At 66.0% G+C, this 18,746-nt stretch carries 19 protein-coding genes; 7 read left to right on the top strand and 12 right to left on the bottom strand.

Features of this window, described 5'->3' with window-relative positions:
* Window positions 1-59 precede the first annotated feature (59 nt).
* From AB4Z10_RS17610 to AB4Z10_RS17600, 3 genes are all read left to right on the top strand, one after another.
* Window positions 60-887 carry a transglutaminase family protein gene (locus tag AB4Z10_RS17610; RefSeq protein WP_441471680.1) on the top strand — a complete coding sequence of 276 codons (828 nt, stop codon included), beginning with the start codon at window positions 60-62 and terminating at the stop codon, window positions 885-887.
* 42 nt (window positions 888-929) lie between these two features.
* Window positions 930-1,679, top strand: coding sequence for a proteasome-type protease (locus tag AB4Z10_RS17605; RefSeq protein ID WP_441471679.1), 750 nt, complete (start codon window positions 930-932; stop codon window positions 1,677-1,679).
* 72 nt (window positions 1,680-1,751) lie between these two features.
* Complete coding sequence (locus AB4Z10_RS17600) at window positions 1,752-3,977, top strand: putative bifunctional diguanylate cyclase/phosphodiesterase (RefSeq protein WP_441471678.1); 2,226 nt, start codon at window positions 1,752-1,754, stop codon at window positions 3,975-3,977.
* A 9-nt stretch (window positions 3,978-3,986) separates the two neighbouring features.
* On the opposite strand, the gene AB4Z10_RS17595 is transcribed toward AB4Z10_RS17600, so the two are convergent.
* Entirely contained in the window at window positions 3,987-4,586 is a 600-nt protein-coding gene (locus AB4Z10_RS17595) for an exopolysaccharide biosynthesis protein (RefSeq protein WP_441471806.1), read from the bottom strand.
* Between the two features lie 121 nt (window positions 4,587-4,707).
* Complete coding sequence (locus AB4Z10_RS17590; RefSeq protein WP_441471677.1) at window positions 4,708-4,977, bottom strand: usg protein; 270 nt, start codon at window positions 4,975-4,977, stop codon at window positions 4,708-4,710.
* 158 nt (window positions 4,978-5,135) lie between these two features.
* Between AB4Z10_RS17590 and bcsS the strand changes: the two genes are divergently transcribed.
* On the top strand, window positions 5,136-5,867 hold the full coding sequence (gene bcsS, locus AB4Z10_RS17585; RefSeq protein ID WP_441471676.1) for a cellulose biosynthesis protein BcsS: 732 nt from the start codon (window positions 5,136-5,138) through the stop codon (window positions 5,865-5,867).
* A gap of 3 nt (window positions 5,868-5,870) precedes the next feature.
* Here the strand turns inward: bcsS and AB4Z10_RS17580 are convergent, their stop codons facing one another.
* The 4 genes from AB4Z10_RS17580 to AB4Z10_RS17565 are packed head-to-tail and all read right to left on the bottom strand — an operon-like array spanning window position 5,871 to window position 9,136.
* Window positions 5,871-7,472 carry an NTP transferase domain-containing protein gene (locus tag AB4Z10_RS17580; RefSeq protein WP_441471675.1) on the bottom strand — a complete coding sequence of 534 codons (1,602 nt, stop codon included), beginning with the start codon at window positions 7,470-7,472 and terminating at the stop codon, window positions 5,871-5,873.
* A gap of 12 nt (window positions 7,473-7,484) precedes the next feature.
* Complete coding sequence (locus AB4Z10_RS17575; RefSeq protein ID WP_441471674.1) at window positions 7,485-8,177, bottom strand: XdhC family protein; 693 nt, start codon at window positions 8,175-8,177, stop codon at window positions 7,485-7,487.
* 4 nt (window positions 8,178-8,181) lie between these two features.
* Window positions 8,182-8,811 (bottom strand): LysE family translocator, encoded by a 630-nt coding sequence (locus AB4Z10_RS17570; protein WP_441471673.1) that lies wholly within the window; start codon window positions 8,809-8,811, stop codon window positions 8,182-8,184.
* Window position 8,812: 1 nt separating this feature from the next.
* Entirely contained in the window at window positions 8,813-9,136 is a 324-nt protein-coding gene (locus tag AB4Z10_RS17565; RefSeq protein WP_441471672.1) for an XdhC family protein, read from the bottom strand.
* Between the two features lie 160 nt (window positions 9,137-9,296).
* Here AB4Z10_RS17565 and AB4Z10_RS17560 point away from each other — a divergent pair, with 160 nt between their 5' ends.
* Complete coding sequence (locus AB4Z10_RS17560; protein ID WP_441471671.1) at window positions 9,297-9,953, top strand: esterase/lipase family protein; 657 nt, start codon at window positions 9,297-9,299, stop codon at window positions 9,951-9,953.
* Here AB4Z10_RS17560 and AB4Z10_RS17555 read toward each other — a convergent pair.
* From AB4Z10_RS17555 to AB4Z10_RS17545, 3 genes are all read right to left on the bottom strand, one after another.
* Entirely contained in the window at window positions 9,943-11,160 is a 1,218-nt protein-coding gene (locus AB4Z10_RS17555) for a vWA domain-containing protein (protein WP_441471805.1), read from the bottom strand. The genes AB4Z10_RS17560 and AB4Z10_RS17555 overlap by 11 nt on opposite strands.
* Window positions 11,161-11,293: 133 nt before the next feature.
* The gene (locus tag AB4Z10_RS17550; RefSeq protein ID WP_441471670.1) at window positions 11,294-11,674 is read right to left on the bottom strand and encodes a nuclear transport factor 2 family protein; all 381 of its coding nucleotides are present in this window, start codon (window positions 11,672-11,674) and stop codon (window positions 11,294-11,296) included.
* A 54-nt stretch (window positions 11,675-11,728) separates the two neighbouring features.
* Window positions 11,729-12,649 (bottom strand): AAA family ATPase, encoded by a 921-nt coding sequence (locus AB4Z10_RS17545; protein ID WP_441471669.1) that lies wholly within the window; start codon window positions 12,647-12,649, stop codon window positions 11,729-11,731.
* A gap of 122 nt (window positions 12,650-12,771) precedes the next feature.
* On the opposite strand from AB4Z10_RS17545, the gene AB4Z10_RS17540 reads away from it, so the two are divergent.
* Window positions 12,772-13,125 (top strand): SnoaL-like domain-containing protein, encoded by a 354-nt coding sequence (locus AB4Z10_RS17540; protein WP_441471668.1) that lies wholly within the window; start codon window positions 12,772-12,774, stop codon window positions 13,123-13,125.
* Between the two features lie 154 nt (window positions 13,126-13,279).
* On the opposite strand, the gene AB4Z10_RS17535 is transcribed toward AB4Z10_RS17540, so the two are convergent.
* From AB4Z10_RS17535 to AB4Z10_RS17525, 3 genes are all read right to left on the bottom strand, one after another.
* Complete coding sequence (locus AB4Z10_RS17535) at window positions 13,280-14,089, bottom strand: FAD binding domain-containing protein (protein ID WP_441471667.1); 810 nt, start codon at window positions 14,087-14,089, stop codon at window positions 13,280-13,282.
* Window positions 14,090-14,106: 17 nt separating this feature from the next.
* A complete protein-coding gene (locus AB4Z10_RS17530; protein ID WP_441471666.1) occupies window positions 14,107-16,470 on the bottom strand; it encodes a xanthine dehydrogenase family protein molybdopterin-binding subunit in 2,364 nt (787 codons plus the stop codon).
* Between the two features lie 94 nt (window positions 16,471-16,564).
* A complete protein-coding gene (locus tag AB4Z10_RS17525) occupies window positions 16,565-17,065 on the bottom strand; it encodes a (2Fe-2S)-binding protein (RefSeq protein ID WP_441471665.1) in 501 nt (166 codons plus the stop codon).
* Between the two features lie 327 nt (window positions 17,066-17,392).
* Here AB4Z10_RS17525 and AB4Z10_RS17520 point away from each other — a divergent pair, with 327 nt between their 5' ends.
* On the top strand, window positions 17,393-18,736 hold the full coding sequence (locus tag AB4Z10_RS17520) for a methyl-accepting chemotaxis protein (protein WP_441471664.1): 1,344 nt from the start codon (window positions 17,393-17,395) through the stop codon (window positions 18,734-18,736).
* Window positions 18,737-18,746 lie beyond the last annotated feature (10 nt).

Here is an 18,746-nt window from a genome sequence, read left to right as displayed (position 1 = left end):
TTGCTCGCGTTCAGGCTCGCCGCAAAAACGCGGCTGCGGTAACCCGCTCGGATTGGATCATGCGGATCAGGATTTCCCACACGATCAGCTACGACTACGCCGAGCCGGCGCGCCACATCACGCAGATCCTGCGCCTGACGCCGCGCGACCATGACGGCCAGCATGTGATGTCCTGGCGCATCGAGCCGAGCGTCGACGGCCGTTTGCGCGCGACGCAGGATGCGCACGGCAACATCGTCCATAGCTTCTACGCCGAAGGCCCGATCTCTTCGCTCGGCATTCGCATTGACGGGTTGATCGAGACGATCGATCTCGCCGGTGTGGTTCGCGGCGGCCTCGAACGGGTTCCCTGCGATGTCTATCGACGCGAGACCTTGCTGACCGGACAGGACGAAGCGCTCCGCAGCTTTGCGGACGAGGTGACGGCGGGCGCCGCCACGCCGCTGTCGCAGATGCATGCTCTCATGGCTGCCGTCGGCGACAGGATGAATTGCATCGATGCCAGCGGCCGCAGCGGCGTCGGCGCGATCGCGGCCTTTGCCGAGCAGGAGGCGATCGCGCAGGATATTGCCCATGTCTTCATGGCCTGCGCCCGGCATCTCGGCATGCCCGCCCGCTACGTCTCGGGCTATGTCGCGCACTCAGACGGCCTGCCACACGGCAATGGCGCCCATGCCTGGGCGGAGGTTCATCTGGACGACTATGGCTGGATCGGGTTCGACTGCGCCAACGGCCTGTGCCCGATCGATACGCATGTTCGCGTGGCAGTGGGGCTCGACTTCGCCGATGCTGCGCCGGTCCGCGGCTCGCGTCAGGGCGGCGAGGGCGAAAACCTCAACGTGCTCGTCAGCGCCCGCGAGGCCGAGGGCCGTTTCGCCAACCAGTGATCGCGCCTCCCCGGGAGTGCCGCAGATGCAAGGACAAGCCCCGTGACCTACTGCGCCGGAATCCTCGTGCAGGATGGCCTCGTCATGATCGCCGATACCCGCACCAATGCGGGGCTCGACGACATCTCGACCTTCCGCAAGCTCCACGTGTTCTCGTGGCCGGGCGACCGGAACTTCGGTCTGATGACCGCCGGCAACCTCTCGATCACCCAGTCGGTCGTGAGCTTCCTGCACGAAGGCCTGCCCAATCCGGAAACCGGCGAGGTCGACACCCTGCAGAATGTGAGCTCGATGTTCCGGGCCGCGCAGCTCGTTGGGCGCTGCATTCGCCATATCCGCGAGATCGACGGCACCGCCCTGGAGGAAGCGCGGGTCAAGTTCGACATCTCAATGTTGTTCGGTGGCCAGATCAAGGGGCAGCCTATGCGGCTCTTCATGATTTATGGCGCCGGCAACTTCATCGAATGCGGTGTGGACGCGCCCTTCCTCCAGATCGGCGAGCACAAATACGGCAAGCCGATTCTGGACCGTGCCGTGACCTTCAAGACGCATCTCTACGATGCCCTCAAGGTCGGATTGATCTCGATGGATTCGACGATGCGTTCCAATCTCGGCGTCGGCTTGCCGATCGACCTGCTCGTCATGCGGCGCGATGCCGACGATCTCGAACTCAACCGGCGGATCGAGGCTGGGGAGCCCTATTTCCACGACCTGCGCGAGCGCTGGTCCGCCGCCTTGCGGGCGGCCCACATGGCGATCCCGCGCCCGCCTTACCTCCCCTCCGAATCCTGATGCTATCGAACTGCAACGGGATATCAATAATTTCGGCTTTAGATCGCGCCAACGACCTGCCTTGGATAACGAATGCTGCAACCGTTTGCCGCGAAGATGACGAATGCGGGGGCCTCCGCTCGTATGTTCGCGAGCACGGTGGTGACTCTCGGCTGCGCGTTCCTGCTCCTGATGGCAGCCGGCATCGGCGTCGTCATCGCGATCACCCGCGAGGCCAATCGTCTCGAAGTGCAACGCCAGGCGGAACGGATCGAGGCCGCCTTCAACGCCCAGATCAAGGCCAATGAACTGCGCCTGCAGGGCCTGACCGCGACCGGCGAGCTGCCGGATGCCTTGGAGGGGGATGATCCCAAGCCCGCGCTTCAGGCGGCCTTCAAACGCCTGCGCGGTCAGTTCGCCGATTTCGACGGGGCCTATATCGCGTCCGCGCGCGGCATCGTGCTGGCCGGCATCGAGACGGACACGCAGCTGGGCCGGGCGGGTGCGGAAGGGCTGCGCCATCTCGAGATGTTGCTGCACGGTGCGAAAAAATCTCYGGTTTCCGCCGCCGTCGGCGAGGAGATCCTTCCACAGTTCGGAGCCACGCGTTCGACGATTGTCCGGGACGGGGACGAAACCCTGATGCTGACGGTCGTCGACCTTTCACGCGTCATGCCGTTCAACGCCGCGAGCACGCCGGAAGCGCTCTTCCTGCTTGCCTACCGGCACATATCGACAGGCCTGCTGGCTGAGCTCTCCAACCGCTATCGCATTGCCGACATCCGCCTGGTCGCCGCGCAGCCTAGCGACGCGCTTAACGGGTTGGCATTGCGGGCTCCCGACGGGGCGGTCTCCGGCTGGCTGAGCTGGACACCGGCTCGCCCCGGCGACGTCATGCTGCACCGGTTCCTCTGGGCCCTGATCGCAGTGGCATTGCTGTTTTCGGCGATCTTCATTTTCGTCGTTCAGCGCCTGCGCGCAGCCGCCGGGCAGATCGAACTGCGCGAGCGCCAGATCCAGCGTCTCGCCGGCCAGGACGAGCTCTCGCTCCTGCCGAACCGGCGCAGCTTCGACCTGACTCTCGACCAGACCCTCGCCGATATGCAGCAGGACGGCCAAAGCCTTGCGGTGATGCTGATCGACCTCGATCGCTTCAAGGCGGTCAACGACACCTATGGCCATACTGCGGGCGACGAGCTGATCCGGCAGGTCGCCACGCGGCTCGCAAGCGCCACACCGGCCGAAGGCACGGTCGCGCGCATCGGGGGTGACGAGTTCGGCATCATTCAGACGCAGGCCACGCCCGCCCGCTGCACCGCGCTGGCGGAACGCATCCTTGCGCGCCTTACCGAGCCCTTCCTCGTCATGGGCATCGAGGTCACGATCGGCTGCTCGATCGGCATCGCGATGGGCCCGCGCGACGGCAAGGACCGCGAGATGCTGCTGAAGCTGGCAGATACGGCGCTCTACCAGTCCAAGAACAACGGCCGGAATCGGTTTGCTTTCTTCGAAACGCAGATGAACCGGTCGCTGCAGCTCAAGCGGATGGTCGAGGATGATCTGCGCCGCGCCATCGAGAATGACGAGCTGACGCTGCACTACCAGCCGCAGGTCTCGGTCGACGGCTCCACCATCGTCGGGGTCGAGGCGCTGGTGCGCTGGCMGCACCCGGTGCATGGCATGATCCCGCCATCGGACTTCATCGCCATCGCCGAGGAACGTGGCCTGATCGTGCCGCTGAGCGAATGGGTGCTGCGGCGCGCCTGCACGGAAGCCAGGCGCTGGTCGGGCGTCCGGCTCGCCGTCAACGTCTCGCCGATCCAGTTCCGCCACAAGGACTTCGTCGCCAACGTCATCCGCATCATCGAGGAGACCGATTTCGATCCGGCACAGCTGGAGCTCGAGCTCACCGAAGGCGTGCTGATCGAGGATGCCGATGCGGCCGAGACCGCGATGATGGATATCCGCGCTCATGGCGTCGGCCTGGCGCTCGACGATTTCGGCACCGGCTATTCGAGCTTGATCTATCTGCGGCGCTTCGCCTTCGACAAGATCAAGATCGACCGCTCCTTCCTCGAATACATGGAAGCGACCGGCGAATCCGCGATTCTGGTTCACTCCATGGCGCATCTCGGCCGCGCACTTGGCCTGCGCGTCTGTGCTGAAGGCGTCGAGACGGCCGAGCAGCATCGCTTCCTGCAGGCAATCGGCTGCCATGAGCTCCAGGGCTTCCTGTTCTCGAAGGCTGTGCCCGCCAACGAAATCGACCGGCTGCTGGATCTCAACAACCCTTTTGCTGAAGTCCTCGTTGCCGCCTGAAATCCGTCTTCAGAACAGCAGCTCGTGGATGCCGCTGAAGATCGCGTAGGCGAAACCGGCGCTGAGCAGCAGCCCCGCCGCACCGAAGACCGCCCCGATGATGATCAGCACCCCGTCGCGCTCGACGAGGCCGAGTCCGACCAGACAGACGGCGAGGCCGAGCGGTATCTGGCCGATGAACGGCGCTGCGACGATCAGACCCAGCGCCAGGACCAGTATCAGAAGTCCCAGTATCGGGACCGCGTAGGGGCTGCCCAGCATCGTCAGGCGCGGCTTGGAGAAGCGTTCGAGCCGGACCAGCGCTGGAAGCGCCCGCTGCACAGCGCGATTGAGCTCGGGCTTGCCGATGCTGCGGGTAAGCAGCGCCTGCGGAAGCCACGGCATCCGCCGGCCCATCAGCATCTGCAGGGCAATGAAGGCGAGGACCAGACCGCAGACCAACGGGATCGGCGGCGGCATCGGAAGGCAGTTCGGCAGGCCGAGCAGCACGACGAGCAGGGCGTAGGCCCGGTCCTGAAGTGCGGCGACGATCGTACCGACCGCAATCCGTTCCCCGGGCAGTCCGGCGAGAGCCGTGAGAAGTCCGGAGGTGCGCAGGGAAGATGACAAGGGAACAAAGGCCGTGCCGAAGCGGAAGCGCCCGCCTAGCATGGCCGACCGCCGCCCAACAAGCACGCCCCGCGCAGGCGTTCAATGCCCGGCGCTCAAGGCCACCCCAAGGGCGGCCTGCTCAGTGCAGCGTCAGCACGCCGTTCAGGTTGCGGATTTCGGCCGGCCGGATCAGGCGTGAATGCGCGACGGTGACCGAATGAAGCGGTCCATCGAGCTCGCGCCGCCAGAAGGCGAGAAATTCCTGAAGCACCGGAAAGCGAGGCGCCAGGTCGTATTGCTGCCAGATATAGGTCTGCAGGACGTGGAGGTGATCCGGCATACGATAGAGGATCGTCGCCGTTGTCAGCCCGTAGCCTTCCAGCTGCTTGATGAAGTCTGCCGAGACCATCGCCACCTCCTCTCCTGAAACGGAATGAAAGCTTTGCCGGATATGTCGAGGCTGCTCCCGGTTGGTTAACAAACCCTTGCAATTTTAATGCCAACCTGCTGCAATCTCAACCGGTACGTGGGTCGGCGCCCGCGACATCGCGTTATCGGGGGGTGTGCGTGGCGTATGGCTGGGGCAAGGCCAAGCGGGCCGGGCTGGTGCTTGTCGTGACAGCCGCTCCTGTCGATCTGCCTTGTGCGGAGGAGGCCTCGGAAGAGCGTTCCCCCGTCTCGGTGGTGATATTCGGCTCGATGGAAGCAGGGCCGACAAAAACCTTCGCATCGGTCGGCACGAAACGGGCGCTCGGCGGCGGGCTTGCCGAAAGTGGCTTCAGGCTCTTCCTCAAAGCCGGGGGCTCGCAGGAACAGACGCGGCGCCAGCCACCGCATGGCACCACCTACAAGGCCGAGTCACAGGCGCTGCTGGGCTATGAATGGCGCATTGGCGACAGCTTTTTCGCGCTTTATGCCGGCTCCGACGTCGAAAGCGAGCAGAGCGTCGAAACCTTCGGTCCATCGATGATCACGACGCGCTACGGCGCGCGGCTCCAGGCCGATCTCTGGGCAATGCCTGCCGATGGCATGATGCTGCAGGCCAATGCCTATGTTTCCTCGGTCAATCATCGGCTCTGGGGGCGGCTTGCACCCGGCTGGCAGATGCCGACCGGGTTCTATGTCGGCCCCGAAGTCGAGGCCTATCGCGAGCAAGACTATCGCAAGCTGCGGCTCGGGCTTCACCTCACGGGCCTGCGATTCCTCAATCTGGAATGGCGCCTGTCCGGCGGCTGGCAGAGAACAAGCGACCGGCCTTCGAACGCCTATGGCTCGCTGAGCCTGCACTGGCTCCTTTGACGCTCAGCCCTGCAGCGCCCGCAACGCCTCCGGCGTATCGACGTCGATCGCGATCGCCGGATCTTCGAAGGCGACCTCGACCACCCGCTCGCCGGCTTCGTCGAGCAGCCGCCGCGCCCCGCGATCGCCCGTGAGCAACGACACTGCCGGGAAGACCTCTCGCGCCAGCAGCACCGGGTTGCCCCGCTGCCCGAACAGCGTGGGCACGACGGCGAGCGCCTCGGGCCGCGCTCCATGCGCGTCGATCAGCCGCTCGATCACATTCGGGGTCACGTTCGGCATGTCGCCGAGCGAGACCACCGCCCCCCGCACCTCGCCGGGCAGGGCCGCGATCCCGGTTTTCAAGGAGCTCGCCAGGCCCGAGGCATAATCGGGGTTGTGCACGACCCGGACGGGCAGATCCGCAAGGGCAGCCGCGACGGCACCCTGCTCGTGACCGGTAATGACGAGGACCGGAGACAGGCCGGCTTCGAGCTGCGCCTCCACTGCGTGACGCAGGATCGGCTTGCCGCGCAGCGGCTGAAGCAGCTTGTTGCTTGCCCCCATGCGCGCCGACTGCCCGGCGGCGAGCACGATTCCGGCAATCGAGCCGGCTTCGCCATGCCCGGGCGCGCGCGGCTGCGGCCGCGAGACGATCTCCATCAGCAGCCCGCCGACGCCCATCCGCTGGACGTCCGACCGTCCGACCCGGATGCCGGCGAGGCTGCGCTGCAGCACCCAGTCGAAGCTGTTTTCCTTGGGCGAGCGAGCACAGCCGGGCGCCCCTATCACCGGCTTGCCTTCGAGCCTGCCGAGCATCAACAGATTGCCGGGGTCGACCGGCATGCCGAGATGCTCGACCTCGCCGCCGGCTTCCACCAGAGCCTGCGGAATGACGTCGCGCCGGTCGGTGATGGCCGAGGCGCCGAACACCACGATGATGTCGGCATTTCCCTTCGCCTGCTCGGCAATGGCCTCGGCGAGCGGCCGCGGCTGATGCGGCACGCGCTTGTCGGCCGCCAGAACGGCCTGTGCCGGCGCCAGACGCTCCTCCATGATCCGCAAGGTTTTGTCGACGACGCTCGGCTTGAGGCCCGGCAACAGGGTCGAGATCACCGCCACCCGCGATGGACGATAGGGTGCGACCGCGATGGCCGGCCCGGCCCCGAGCGCCGCCAGCGCCTGCTGCATCTGGGTCTCGGCAACCGCGTAGGGAATGATCTTGACCGTCGCAACGAGCTCGCCCGCCACCACTGCCTTGAGGGCCGGCAGTGTCGCGACCGTGATCGCCTCATCCACCGCGTTGAAGGCATCGATGGCGGCCACGTCGATCTTGAGAACGCCCGCCGCGGCGGCGAACATGTTGACCCGGCCGGTGAAGGGCAGCTCGGCGGTAATCGCCTCGCCGGTCATCTGTGCGGCCAGGCGCTCGGCAGCTGCGTTCTCGCCGATATCGCCAGGCTCCAGACGTACCGCGACGATCTCGCGGACACCGGCTTCCTGGAGCCGCGCCGCCATCTCCGCCTTGATCGTGGCGCCCTTCTTCACCGTCGCCCCGCCGGCGCGAATCGTATGCGCCGCAATGCAGCCGACAGCCTCGGCGATGGGGACGGGCCCGAACCTCATCTGCTGCGCCTTTCAGGCCGGCTTGCGGCGCGGGCCGCGCAAAGTCGAGACGATCTCCGCGAGGATCGCGAGCGCGATCTCCGCCGGCGAAACCGCCCCGATATCGAGCCCGATCGGCGCGCGGATGCGCTCGATCGCGGCAGAATCGAAGCCCGCCGCGGTCAGGCGCTCGACACGCTTGCCATGGGTCTTCCGGCTGCCGAGCGCGCCGACATAGAAGCAGTCCGAACGCAGCGCCGCTTCCAGGCCGGGATCGTCGATCTTCGGATCATGCGTCAGGGCGACGAAGGCGGTGTAGCTGTCGAGGCCGATCCGGCCGATGGCCTCATCCGGCCATTCCGCCAGCAATTCGGTCTCCGGAAACCGCTCGGGCGTCGCGAAGGCGGTGCGGGGGTCGATGATGACGAGGTCGAGGTCGAGCGTCTTCGCCATCGGCGCCATCGCCTGCGAGATATGAACGGCGCCCGTCACCACGATCCGCGGATGCGGGGCCTGCACGGTGAGGAAGTACTGGACACCCTCGACCTCGACCATGCCGCTCTTGCCCATGCGCAGCTGCCGTTCCAGCGGCTCGGCCAGCGGATCGCCGGTAATCGCCGCCTGCCTGACGAGCCGCTGCGCACCACTGGCTATGTCGGTGACGAGCACGGTGGCGCGGCGTGCCTGGCGCTCGGCATTGAGCGCCGCGAGGAGTGAGAGATCCACGGGCTCAGCCCCTGTCCACCGCGAGTTTCAGCCCCAGCCCGATCATCAGCGAGCCGCCGATCCAGCGTCCGAAGGCGAACCCCGCCTTGGTCTTCTTCATCGCGCCCACAACGAAGGAGGCGCCGAAGACAGTGACGAGATCGGCCGAGGAGAAGGCAAAATTGACGATCGTGCCGAGGATCAGGAACTGTACCCAGACCGGCAGCGAGGCGGCGGGATCGACGAACTGCGGCAGGAGCGCGATGAAGAACAGCGCGACCTTCGGGTTCAGGATCTCGACGATGAAGGAATCGAGCAGGGCGCGCTTCACCGTCTTCGGAGGTGCGACAGGCTGATCGGGCGCGCCCATCCGCGAGCGGATCATGCCGATGCCGATCCAGACCAGATAGATCGCTCCGGCGATCTTCACCGCCATGTAGAGTTCCGGCACATGCTTGAACACGGCGGAGAGGCCGAAGGCGGCGGCGAAGACGTGGACATAGCAGCCGAGATGGATTCCGAGCATCGCCATCAGGCCAGCCTTGCGGCCATGGCTGATCGTCTGGGCAGCGGTGTAGAGCAGCGCCGGCCCCGGAAAATAGGCGACAAGGATCGTCACCGTCGCGAAGGCGATCAGCGTTTCCCAGGAGGCCATCTCAGTTCACCTTCTCGACATAGACCTTGATGCGGCCGCCGCAGGAGAGGCCGACCTTCCAGGCCGCCTCGTCGGCGACACCGAATTCCAGCATGCGCGCCTTGCCGTCGGCAATCACGTCGGCGGCTTCGGCCACCACCGCGCCTTCGACACAGCCGCCGGAGACCGATCCGAGGAAATTGCCCTCGCCGTCGATGACGAGATGCGAGCCGACCGGGCGCGGCGCCGAGCCCCAGGTCTCGACCACCGTGGCGATCGCCACATGCCGGCCACCGCGGCTCCACTCCTCGGCAGCGCGCAGGATGTCGGTGTCGGTGCTGATCATCGCCGGGCCTTTCGCGGATGACGCGGAAACGAGATGCGATCTTATGCGCCAATGGCCGGTTCGCGTCGAGCGAACCCAGCACGGTCGTTATGCTCAGCCGATATATGTGCTAGCGCTCTGCCAAGTTCAAAGCCCTTCCCGCTCCGATCCGAGGAAATCCATGGCCGCGACCGGCCAAGACGGCGTCGTCCTGCTGCACGGCATACTGCGCCGCGCAACCTCCATGAAGCTGCTCGAACAGGCCCTCACGGCGGCGGGCTATCGCGTCCTCAATCTCGATTACCCCTCGCGCCGGCAGGATCTGTCCGAGATCGTGGAAGGGCTTCGCGACCCGATCGCGGCCTTCGAGGCCGCGCTGACCGGGCATCTCCACTTCGTCACCCATTCGATGGGCGGGCTCGTCGCCCGCGCCTATCTCAACCGTTTCCCCCCGGAGCGGCTTGGCCGCGTGGTCATGCTCGCCCCGCCGAACGAGGGCAGCGAGATCGCCGACCTGCTGCAGCGGAACTGGCTATATCAGAGCGCCTTCGGCCCGGCAGGCGGGCAGCTCGCGACGCAGCGCAGCGAAGAGCTGTGCCGTCTGCTCGGAGCGGTGGATTACCCGCTCGGCGTCATCGCCGGTGATCGCTCGCTCTATGTCTTCGCGTCGCTGGTGCTGCCCGGCCCCAATGACGGGCGCGTCTCGGTCGAGCGCACCCGCGTCGCCGGCATGAGCGACCACATCGTCCTGCCGACGAGCCATCCCCTGATCATGCGCGATCCGGAAGCCATGGCCCAGACCATCCACTTCCTGCAGCACGGCCGCTTCAGGCGCTGATCCTCGGCATCTGCGCCCGTTTCAACCACAGGCGCGGATCGTTCTCGCGCCCCACCTCCCGCGAAAGCGCCGTGCAGAGATCCGCCATGGCAGCGAGATTGTGGATCGGCCGGAAGCTGTCGACATGCGGCAGCATCGCCCGGATGCCGCTCGCCCGCGCAGCGAAGGCGTCGTAACGCAGCAGCGGGTTGAGCCAGATCAGTTGCCGGCAGGAACGGTGCAGCCGGTCCATTTCGAAGGCGAGGCTGTCGTCGAGATGGCGCTCGAGCCCGTCCGTGAAGAGCAGCACCACCGCCCCGCCCGCCAGCACGCGCCGCGACCAGACGCGGTTGAACTCGTGCAGTGCCGCGGAGATGCGGGTGCCACCCTCCCAATCCGGCGCCGCCCTCCCGGCAAGCGCCAGCGCCTCGTCCGGATCGCGCGCCTTCAGCATCCGGGTGACGTTGGTCAGCCGGGTGCCGAAGACGAAGGAATGCACGCGCCGGCGCTTCTCGGTCAGCGCATGCAGGAAATGCAGGAAGATGCGCGAATACTCCGCCATCGAGCCGGAGATATCGACCAGCGCCACGATCGGCGGATGCATCTCGCGCCGCTCACGGAAGGCCAGGTCGATCGAGCCGCCGCCTCCCCTGAGCGATTGCCGGAGCGTCCGGCGCAGATCGATCGTCCGTCCATGCGCCAGGGGCCTGAACCGCCGCGTCGGCACGCTGTCGTCCGGCAGCCTCAATTCGGCCATGAGCTGCTTGGCGCGGGCGATTTCCGCCGCGGTCATCTGCGCGAAGTCGCGCGATTTCAGCATCTCGCGATCCGAGACCGTCAGCCGCGCCGTAAGCTCCGTCAGCTCAACCGGCGGCTCATCCTCGCGGGCAGGCGGCGAGAAGGCCTCGGCCACGCGCAACGCCCCCGCCTCGGCCTTCTGCGGCTGGCGCTCGGCCCCGGGCGAAACCGGCGACATCTGCGCCATGATCTTCTCGATCAGGTTGCGGCGGCGCCAGAACAGCCGGAACGCCTGATCGTAGATCGGGCTGTCCTCATGCTTCTTCACGAAGATCGCGTGGAGGGCCCAGTAGACATCGTCGCGGTCGCCCAATGCACCATCGCCCAAGGCCTCGACCGCCTCGACCACCGCCCCGGACCCGACCGGCAGCCCGGCCGCGCGCAAGGCTCGCGCAAAATAGGCAACGTTCTCGGAGAGCTTCCCGGTCATGGGGGACAGCACATAGCTCAACCCTCCTCCTGAGGAGCGGGCACCGCCCGCGTCTGGAAGGATGTTCCAGTTCGCTCTGAAGCATCCTTCGAGACGCCGCTGCGCGGCTCCTGAGGATGATGGCCGAGGTTGATCATACCGGCTTCGTCTCCGTCATGAACACCTTCTGGACAACCTGCCAGCGGCTCTCGATCTTCAGCAGCGAGAGCAGATCGGTGAAGTAGCGCGGCGGCATCTGGCATTTGACCTTGACCAGCGCCAGCGTCGGCCCGACGAGATCGATGGTCAGGATATGGTCGTCGCGCTGCAGCCCCGCGGCGTGGGGCGAAGGCCGGTTCCGAACGAGATCGAGCCATTGATCGCGCGGGACGATGTGGATCGTGCCGTCCTCGCGGGCGGTGGTGAGCGCGCTTGTCGGATGAAATACATGCGCGAGCTTTTCCGCATCCCCCTCATAGAGCCCATCGAGATAAGTCCGCACCGTCGCTTCAACGGCCTTGATGTCTGCGTTCACGACATCCCTCCTCACGCTGCTCCGCCGATGTCGCTTGTTGTCGCGAGTTGAAGACTAGCGACCCACCTCGGCCTTGGCCTGATCCAGCAACTCCTTCACCTTGGAGCTCTGCATCGCCTGGATATCGTCCTGGTACTTCAGCAGCGCGCCCAGCGTGTCGGAGACGATGGCCGGATCGAGCGCAACGGCGTCGAGCTCGACCAGCGCCGTCGCCCAGTCCAGCGTCTCGGCCACACCCGGCGCCTTGAACAGCTCCTCCTTGCGGATCGCCTGCACGAAGCCGACGACCTGCTTCGAGAGCTTGGCAGGCGCGTCCGGCACCTTTGCCTTGAGGATGGCGAGTTCGCGCGCCGCGTCGGGATACCCGACCCAGTGATAGAGGCAGCGCCGCTTCAGCGCGTCGTGGATCTCGCGCGTGCGGTTCGAGGTCAGGATCACGATCGGCGGTTCGGCAGCCTTCACCGTGCCGAACTCCGGGATCGTCACCTGCGCATCAGCCAGCACTTCGAGCAGGAAAGCCTCGAAGGCCTCGTCGGTGCGGTCGAGCTCGTCGATCAGCAGGATCGGCGCACCGCCGTCCTGCGGTTCGAGCGCCTGCAGCAGCGGCCGCTTCACCAGATATTTCTCGGAGAAGATATCGCCTTCCAGCCGTTCGCGATCCTCGGCAACGCCGCCGGCCTCGGCGAGCCGGATCGCCATCATCTGCCCGGAATAGTTCCACTCGTAGACGGCGGAGGCGAGGTCGAGCCCCTCATAGCATTGCAGCCGGATGAGCCGCCGGCCCAGGCCAGCGGCGAGCACCTTCGCGATCTCGGTCTTGCCGGTGCCGGCCTCCCCTTCGAGCAGCAGCGGCCGCTTCATCCGGAGCGCCAGAAACAGCACTGTCGCCAGCGCGCGGTCGGCGACATAGCCCTGCGACTGCAGCAGGGCGAGCGTGGCGTCGATGGAGGCGGGAATGCGGGAAGCGTTCAGCATGACCGATTTTCTATCGCGGCGGGCAGGATGAAGGAAGGCGCGGAACGCACGGCCATGCTGCTGACATGGCAGAGCGGTAGAGAACTCCAGGCTCGATATGCCTGAACGACGGAGCGCAGATCATGACCACCGATCAGATCGCCAAGGACTTCGTTGCCCTGCTCAAGGAGGGCAAGCACCACGAGGCCGCCAACCGCTTCAACGCCGACGACATCGTCAGCTACGAGAACATGTCCGGCCCGATGGCCGTCTGCCGCGGCAAGGAAGCCGTCAGGCAGAAGGGCGAGTGGTGGGTCGCGAACCACGAGATGCACGATTTCAGCAGCGAAGGCCCCTATCTCAACGGCGACCAGTTCGCCGTCCGCTTCCATGTCGACGTCACCGTCAAGGAGACCGGCGAACGCCGCGTGATGGACGAGGTCGGTCTCTACACCGTCGCGAACGGCCGGATCGCCGAGGAACGTTTCTTCTACTGAAGCATCTCCGTAGATCGTCATTCTGGGGGCAGCGCGAAGCGCTGACCCGAGAATCTCCTGCCGGAAGAAGCACGCCTCGCCTTCACGAGATGCTCGGGTCGAGCCCGGGCATCACGGAGCATGTGCCGCCATGCCTCGGACAAACCCTCGGCCGTCAGCCCGCCTTCGCCGTCGCCTGCGCCACGGCTTGCTTGGCCATGGAGCCGATCAGGTGGGCGCGGTACTCGGGGTCGGCGTGAATGTCGCCGTTGATGCCGTCAGCCGTGTGCTTGAGCCCGTCGAGCGACTTCGGCGCAAAGCGCGTCTTGAGCGCCGCTTCCGCCTCCGGCCAGCGGAAGACGCCGCCCTCGCCCGCGCCCGTCACCGCGACGCGGATCTCGCTGCCGCGCTTGGCGACGAAAACGCCGACCATGGCATAGCGGGAGGCCGGATTGCGGAACTTGGCGTAGCCCGCCTTCGAGGCGAGCGGGAACGAGACCTTCGTGATGATCTCGCCCTCTTCCAACGCCGTCTCGTAGAGCCCGGTGAAGAACTCGTCGGCGGTCAGCTTGCGCTTGTTGGTGACGACTGTGGCGCCGAGCGCCAGCAGCGCCGCAGGATAGTCCGCCGCCGGGTCGTTGTTGGCGACCGAGCCGCCGATCGTGCCGCGATGGCGCACATGCGGGTCGCCGATATGGTCGGCGAGGAAGGCGAGCGCCGGAATGGCTTCCTGCACCTCAGCCGAGGCAGCGACCTCGGCATGGGTCGTCATCGCGCCGATGACGAGGTTGCGGCCCTTGCGGGCGATGCCCTTGAGATCGGCGCAGCCGCCGAGATCGACGAGCGCGGTCGGCGAGGCCAGCCGCTGCTTCATCGTCGGCAGCAAGGTGTGGCCGCCGGCCAGCAGCTTGGCGTCCTCCTTCTTGGCAAGCAGCGTCGCCGCCTGCCGGGCGCTGGTGGGCTTGTGATAGGTGAAAGCGTACATTTGCTCTTCCTTTCAGCTCACTCGGCCGCCATGCGGCTGATCGACTTCTGCGCCGCGCGCCACACCGCCTGGGGTGTGGCCGGCATCGCGATGTCCTCATGGCCGAGCGCGTCGGTGATGGCGTTGATGACGGCGGGGGGCGATGCGATGGCTCCGGCCTCGCCGCAGCCCTTGATGCCGAGCGGATTCGACGGGCATGGCGTCACCGTCATGCCGACATCGAAGGACGGCAAATCGTCTGCGCGCGGCATGCAGTAGTCCATGAAGCTCGCGGTCACGAGCTGGCCGTCGTCATTGTAGCGCGCGCCTTCCAGCAGCGCCTGGCCGACGCCTTGGGCGATGCCGCCATGGACCTGACCCTCGACGATCATCGGGTTGATGATGTTGCCGAAATCGTCGACCGCCGCCCAGCGATCGATCCGGGTCACACCCGTGTCCGGGTCGATCTCGACCTCGCAGATATGGACGCCGGCCGGGAAGGTGAAGTTGGTCGGGTCGTAGAACGCCCCCTCCTTCAGCCCCGGCTCCAGCTCCTGCCCGTTGAACTTGTGGGCGATATAGGCCTGCAGCGCGCAGGAGCCGAAATCGAGCTTCCGGTCGGTGCCCTTCACCGCGAAATGCCCGTCGGCAAAGTCGATATCGGCCTCATCCGCCTCCAGCACATGGGCGGCGACCTTCTTGCCCTTGGCGATGACCTTGTCGAGCGCCTTGAAGATCGCCGACATGCCGACGGCGCCCGAGCGCGAGCCATAGGTGCCCATACCCATCTGCACCTTGTCGGTGTCGCCATGGACGATCGAGACATTGTCGATCGGAATGCCGAGCCGGTCCGAGACGAGCTGGGCGAAGGTCGTCTCATGGCCCTGGCCATGGCTGTGCGAGCCGGTGAGCACCTCGACCGTCCCGACCGGATTGACCCTGACCTCCGCCGATTCCCACAGGCCGACGCCTGCGCCAAGCGAGCCCACCGCCGCCGAAGGCGCGATGCCGCAGGCCTCGATATAGGATGAGAAGCCGATGCCGCGCAGCTTGCCGTTGCGGGCGGAGTCGCGCTTGCGCTTGCCCAGCCCCTTGTAGTCGATCATCTCCAGCGCCTTCTTCAGCGAGGCGCTGTAGTTGCCGGTGTCGTACATCATGATGACCGGCGTCTGATGCGGGAACTTCTTGATGTAGTTCTGCAGCCGGAACTTGGCCGGATCCTTGCCGAGCTGGCGCGCCGTGACCTCGACCAGCCGCTCGACCACGAAGGTCGCCTCCGGTCGCCCGGCGCCGCGATAGGCATCGACCGGGGCGGTGTTGGTGTAGACCGCGTCGACCTCGCAATAGATCGCCGGGATGTCGTACTGGCCCGAGAGCAGCGGGGCGTAGAGATAGGTCGGCACCGAGGAGGAGAAGGTCGAAAGATAGGCGCCGAGATTGGCCGTGGTGTGCACCCTCATGCCGAGGATCCTGCCCTCCGCGTCGGTCGCGAGTTCCGCGTGGGTGACGTGGTCTCGGCCATGTGCGTCGGAAAGGAAGGCCTCCGTCCGGTCCGCCGTCCACTTCACCGGCCGCCCGACCTTCTTCGCCGCCCAGACGCAGACGGTCTCCTCGGCATAAATGAAGATCTTCGAGCCGAAGCCGCCGCCGACATCCGGCGCGATCACGCGCAACTTGTTCTCCGGCGCGATGCCGATAAAGGCAGAGAGCACGAGCCGCGCCACATGCGGGTTCTGGCTGGTCGTATAGAGTGTGAAGACGCCGTCTCCGGCGTCGTAATCGCCGACGGCAGCGCGCGGCTCCATCGCGTTCGGCACCAGCCGATTGTTGACGAGGTCGAGCTTCGTGACGTGCTTGGCCGCCTTGAACGCCTTCTCGGTCGCGTCCTTGTCGCCGAGATGCCAGTTGAACACGCTGTTGTCGGGCGCCTCGTCATGGACAACCGTCTTGGCGCCGATGGCCGTGGCGGTGTCGACCACCGCCGGCAGCTCCTGGTAATCGACCACGATCGCCTCTGCCGCGTCGCGCGCCTGCGCCAGGGTCTCGGCAACCACCACGGCGAGATGGTCGCCGACATAGCGCACCTTGCCCTGCGCCAGCGCCGGGTGCGGACCGGCACGCATCGGCGAGCCGTCCTTGTTGTGGATCATCCAGCCGCAGATCAACCCGCCGATCTTGTCGGCGGCGAGATCGGCACCGGTGAAGATGCCAAGCACGCCCGGCATCGCCGCGGCTGCCTTGGTGTCGATCGCCCCGATCTTGGCATGGGCATGGGGCGAGCGCAGGAAGTAGGCATGAGCCTGCCCCGGACGGTTGACGTCGTCGGTATAGCGGCCCTGGCCGGTGATGAAGCGGTGATCTTCCTTGCGGCGGACTGCGGCGCCGATTCCGGTAACGGACATGGTGTTCCCTCCTCGCACAGCGCCTCTTTCGGACGCCTCACTGCTGGAACGCATGAAGGATGAAAACCCGCGCCACGGGGCGCAGGCGGGTGCCTCACTCGGCAGCCTGGCGCACCGGCGCCGCGCTCTTGCCCATCGCCTCCGCACCGGCGGCGATCGCCTTGACGATGTTATGGTAGCCCGTGCAGCGGCAGATGTTGCCTTCGAGATCCTCGCGGATCGTCTTCTCGTCGAGCTCGTGGCCGCGTCGGTTCACCATGTCGACGGCGGCCATGATCATGCCGGGCGTGCAGAAGCCGCATTGCAGGCCGTGATGCTCGCGGAACGCCTCCTGCATCGGGTGCAGGGTGGCGCCATCGGCCAGCCCCTCGATGGTGGTCACGTTCGCACCGTCGACCGAGACGGCCAGCGTGGTGCAGGATTTGACGGCCTTGCCGTCGAGATGCACGACGCAGGCGCCGCACTGGCTGGTGTCGCAACCGACATGGGTGCCGGTCAGTCTCAGATCTTCGCGAAGAAGCTGCACCAACAGCGTGCGCGGGTCGACATTGGCGGTGACGGCTTTGCCGTTCACCGTCAGCGAAACAGTGGTCATGAGCACATCTCCTGTGACCCGTCTCTGATGCCCGCCCACCCCCTCCCTGGGTCTGGGTCAGGCTGAGCGCTTCCGGCAGCTTCGCCCCATCGGGCAGCTTTTCCTTGGAACAGCTCAAAAACGAATGTGGACCCACGATTTTGCCGGGTCAAGCGGCAGGTACTTTCAGTGTGCTATGCATTTTGCGCCGAATTAGGACGGTTTTCGTCTTGCTCGGACGCTGACCGGAAATCGTGAGCCAGCTTGCAGCGTTGGTGCTTTTTTAAGGGTATTGCCACAACATCGGCGCTCGTGGCCGCCATCCCGGCCGCGAACGAGGGTCGCCGCGTGCCCGTGTTGATGGAACAGATTCAACGCCGGCTGCTGGCGATCGGCTACGGCGAGAAGCAGCGCACACGTCTGCGCCTCTACCGCCCTTTGGTCGACGACGTGATCGACCAGTTGGTTGCAGCCGATTTCGAGCGCGCCTTTTCCATCCACAGCGAGCTTCGCAACAGCGTCGCCCCCGTATCGGAGACGCTCTACCCAGCCTCCGCCGCGCATTTCCGCCTGTTGTTCGAAGGCGATTACGACGAGAACTACGTCACTTCGGCCGAGCGGCTCTGTCTGCTCGAGAGGGAAGCCCGCGTTCGCGCCAGGGCTCGCTCCTCGATCGCTTTCTCGCTGTTCCGMGAGCTCTGCCTCGAGAGCCGCCGCCGCTCGCTGTTCACACCGCGGCAATTCGCCGAGGATCTTTTCGTGATCGAACGGGTGCTGACCTACGACGTCAACACCGCGATGACGATGAACCGGGAGTACGAGGAAGCCGATGCACGGCGGCGGGCCTCCGCCATCGATCAGACCGCCGCGACCCTGCGATTCCGAATCGGCAACCTGGACAACACCATCAGCGAAGCGGTCGAGCAGTTCGTCTCCACGGCCACCGAAACCGGTCGCGCCACCGCCTTCATCAAGGATACGGTCGGCAAGGTCGCGAGCGCATCGGTGGTCGTCCGGGAAAAGTCGATCCAGACCGCCGCCGCCACGGAGGAGATGTCGGCCAACATCGCCGATATCGGCCAGCGCGCCCGGCAGAGCTTGTCGATCACGCATCAGGCCGTGCTCGATGCCGGGCAGATGAACGAGGCGATCGCCCGCTTGCGCGAAGTGACGGGCAATATCGGCAAGGTCGTCGGCATGATCGCCGACATCGCGGCGCAGACCAATCTGCTCGCCCTCAACGCCACGATCGAGGCGGCGCGCGCCGGGGAGTCCGGACGCGGCTTCTCCGTGGTCGCTTCCGAAGTAAAGTCACTGGCGACGCAGACCGCGAACGCCACGCAGGACATTGCCGGCCAGATCGCCGAGCTGACCGCCAGCGCCCAATCCTGCAGCGCACATGCTGCAGCCATCGCCGCCACGGTTGACGCGATCAGGCAGGATTCGGAGGCGATTTCGGACGCCGTCTCCCAGCAGAGCCGGGTGACGGCGATGATCGCTCACGATGCCTCGCTGGTCGCCGGCAGTTCGGATGTCGCGATCGAGAGCGCCAACGCCGTCAACGACAGCCTCGACATGACGCAGGGCGCCCTGGAACGGGCAAACGCGGCCGCGGCGGACGTCGCCCTTCAGGTCGGCGCGGCCGAGACGGCGGTCTCCCAGGCGCTGGACGCTCTGCGCAAGGCCTCCTGAGGTCCGAGAT

Origin of the sequence: Allobosea sp. RAF48 (assembly GCF_052114025.1) — a bacterium.
GTDB lineage: Bacteria > Pseudomonadota > Alphaproteobacteria > Rhizobiales > Beijerinckiaceae > Allobosea.
This window is presented reverse-complemented; position numbering and strand designations above follow the sequence as displayed.

Coding starts and splice junctions, on each gene's coding strand:
- AB4Z10_RS17525 (WP_441471665.1), bottom strand. CDS start 17,065: ATGACCACTGTTTCGCTGACGGTGAACGGCAAAGCCGTCACCGCCAAT.
- AB4Z10_RS17535 (WP_441471667.1), bottom strand. CDS start 14,089: ATGTACGCTTTCACCTATCACAAGCCCACCAGCGCCCGGCAGGCGGCG.
- AB4Z10_RS17565 (WP_441471672.1), bottom strand. CDS start 9,136: ATGATCAGCACCGACACCGACATCCTGCGCGCTGCCGAGGAGTGGAGC.
- AB4Z10_RS17580 (WP_441471675.1), bottom strand. CDS start 7,472: ATGAGGTTCGGGCCCGTCCCCATCGCCGAGGCTGTCGGCTGCATTGCG.
- AB4Z10_RS17540 (WP_441471668.1), top strand. CDS start 12,772: ATGACCACCGATCAGATCGCCAAGGACTTCGTTGCCCTGCTCAAGGAG.
- AB4Z10_RS17545 (WP_441471669.1), bottom strand. CDS start 12,649: ATGCTGAACGCTTCCCGCATTCCCGCCTCCATCGACGCCACGCTCGCC.
- AB4Z10_RS17570 (WP_441471673.1), bottom strand. CDS start 8,811: ATGGCCTCCTGGGAAACGCTGATCGCCTTCGCGACGGTGACGATCCTT.
- AB4Z10_RS17560 (WP_441471671.1), top strand. CDS start 9,297: ATGGCCGCGACCGGCCAAGACGGCGTCGTCCTGCTGCACGGCATACTG.
- AB4Z10_RS17555 (WP_441471805.1), bottom strand. CDS start 11,160: ATGACCGGGAAGCTCTCCGAGAACGTTGCCTATTTTGCGCGAGCCTTG.
- AB4Z10_RS17590 (WP_441471677.1), bottom strand. CDS start 4,977: ATGGTCTCGGCAGACTTCATCAAGCAGCTGGAAGGCTACGGGCTGACA.
- AB4Z10_RS17610 (WP_441471680.1), top strand. CDS start 60: ATGCGGATCAGGATTTCCCACACGATCAGCTACGACTACGCCGAGCCG.
- AB4Z10_RS17530 (WP_441471666.1), bottom strand. CDS start 16,470: ATGTCCGTTACCGGAATCGGCGCCGCAGTCCGCCGCAAGGAAGATCAC.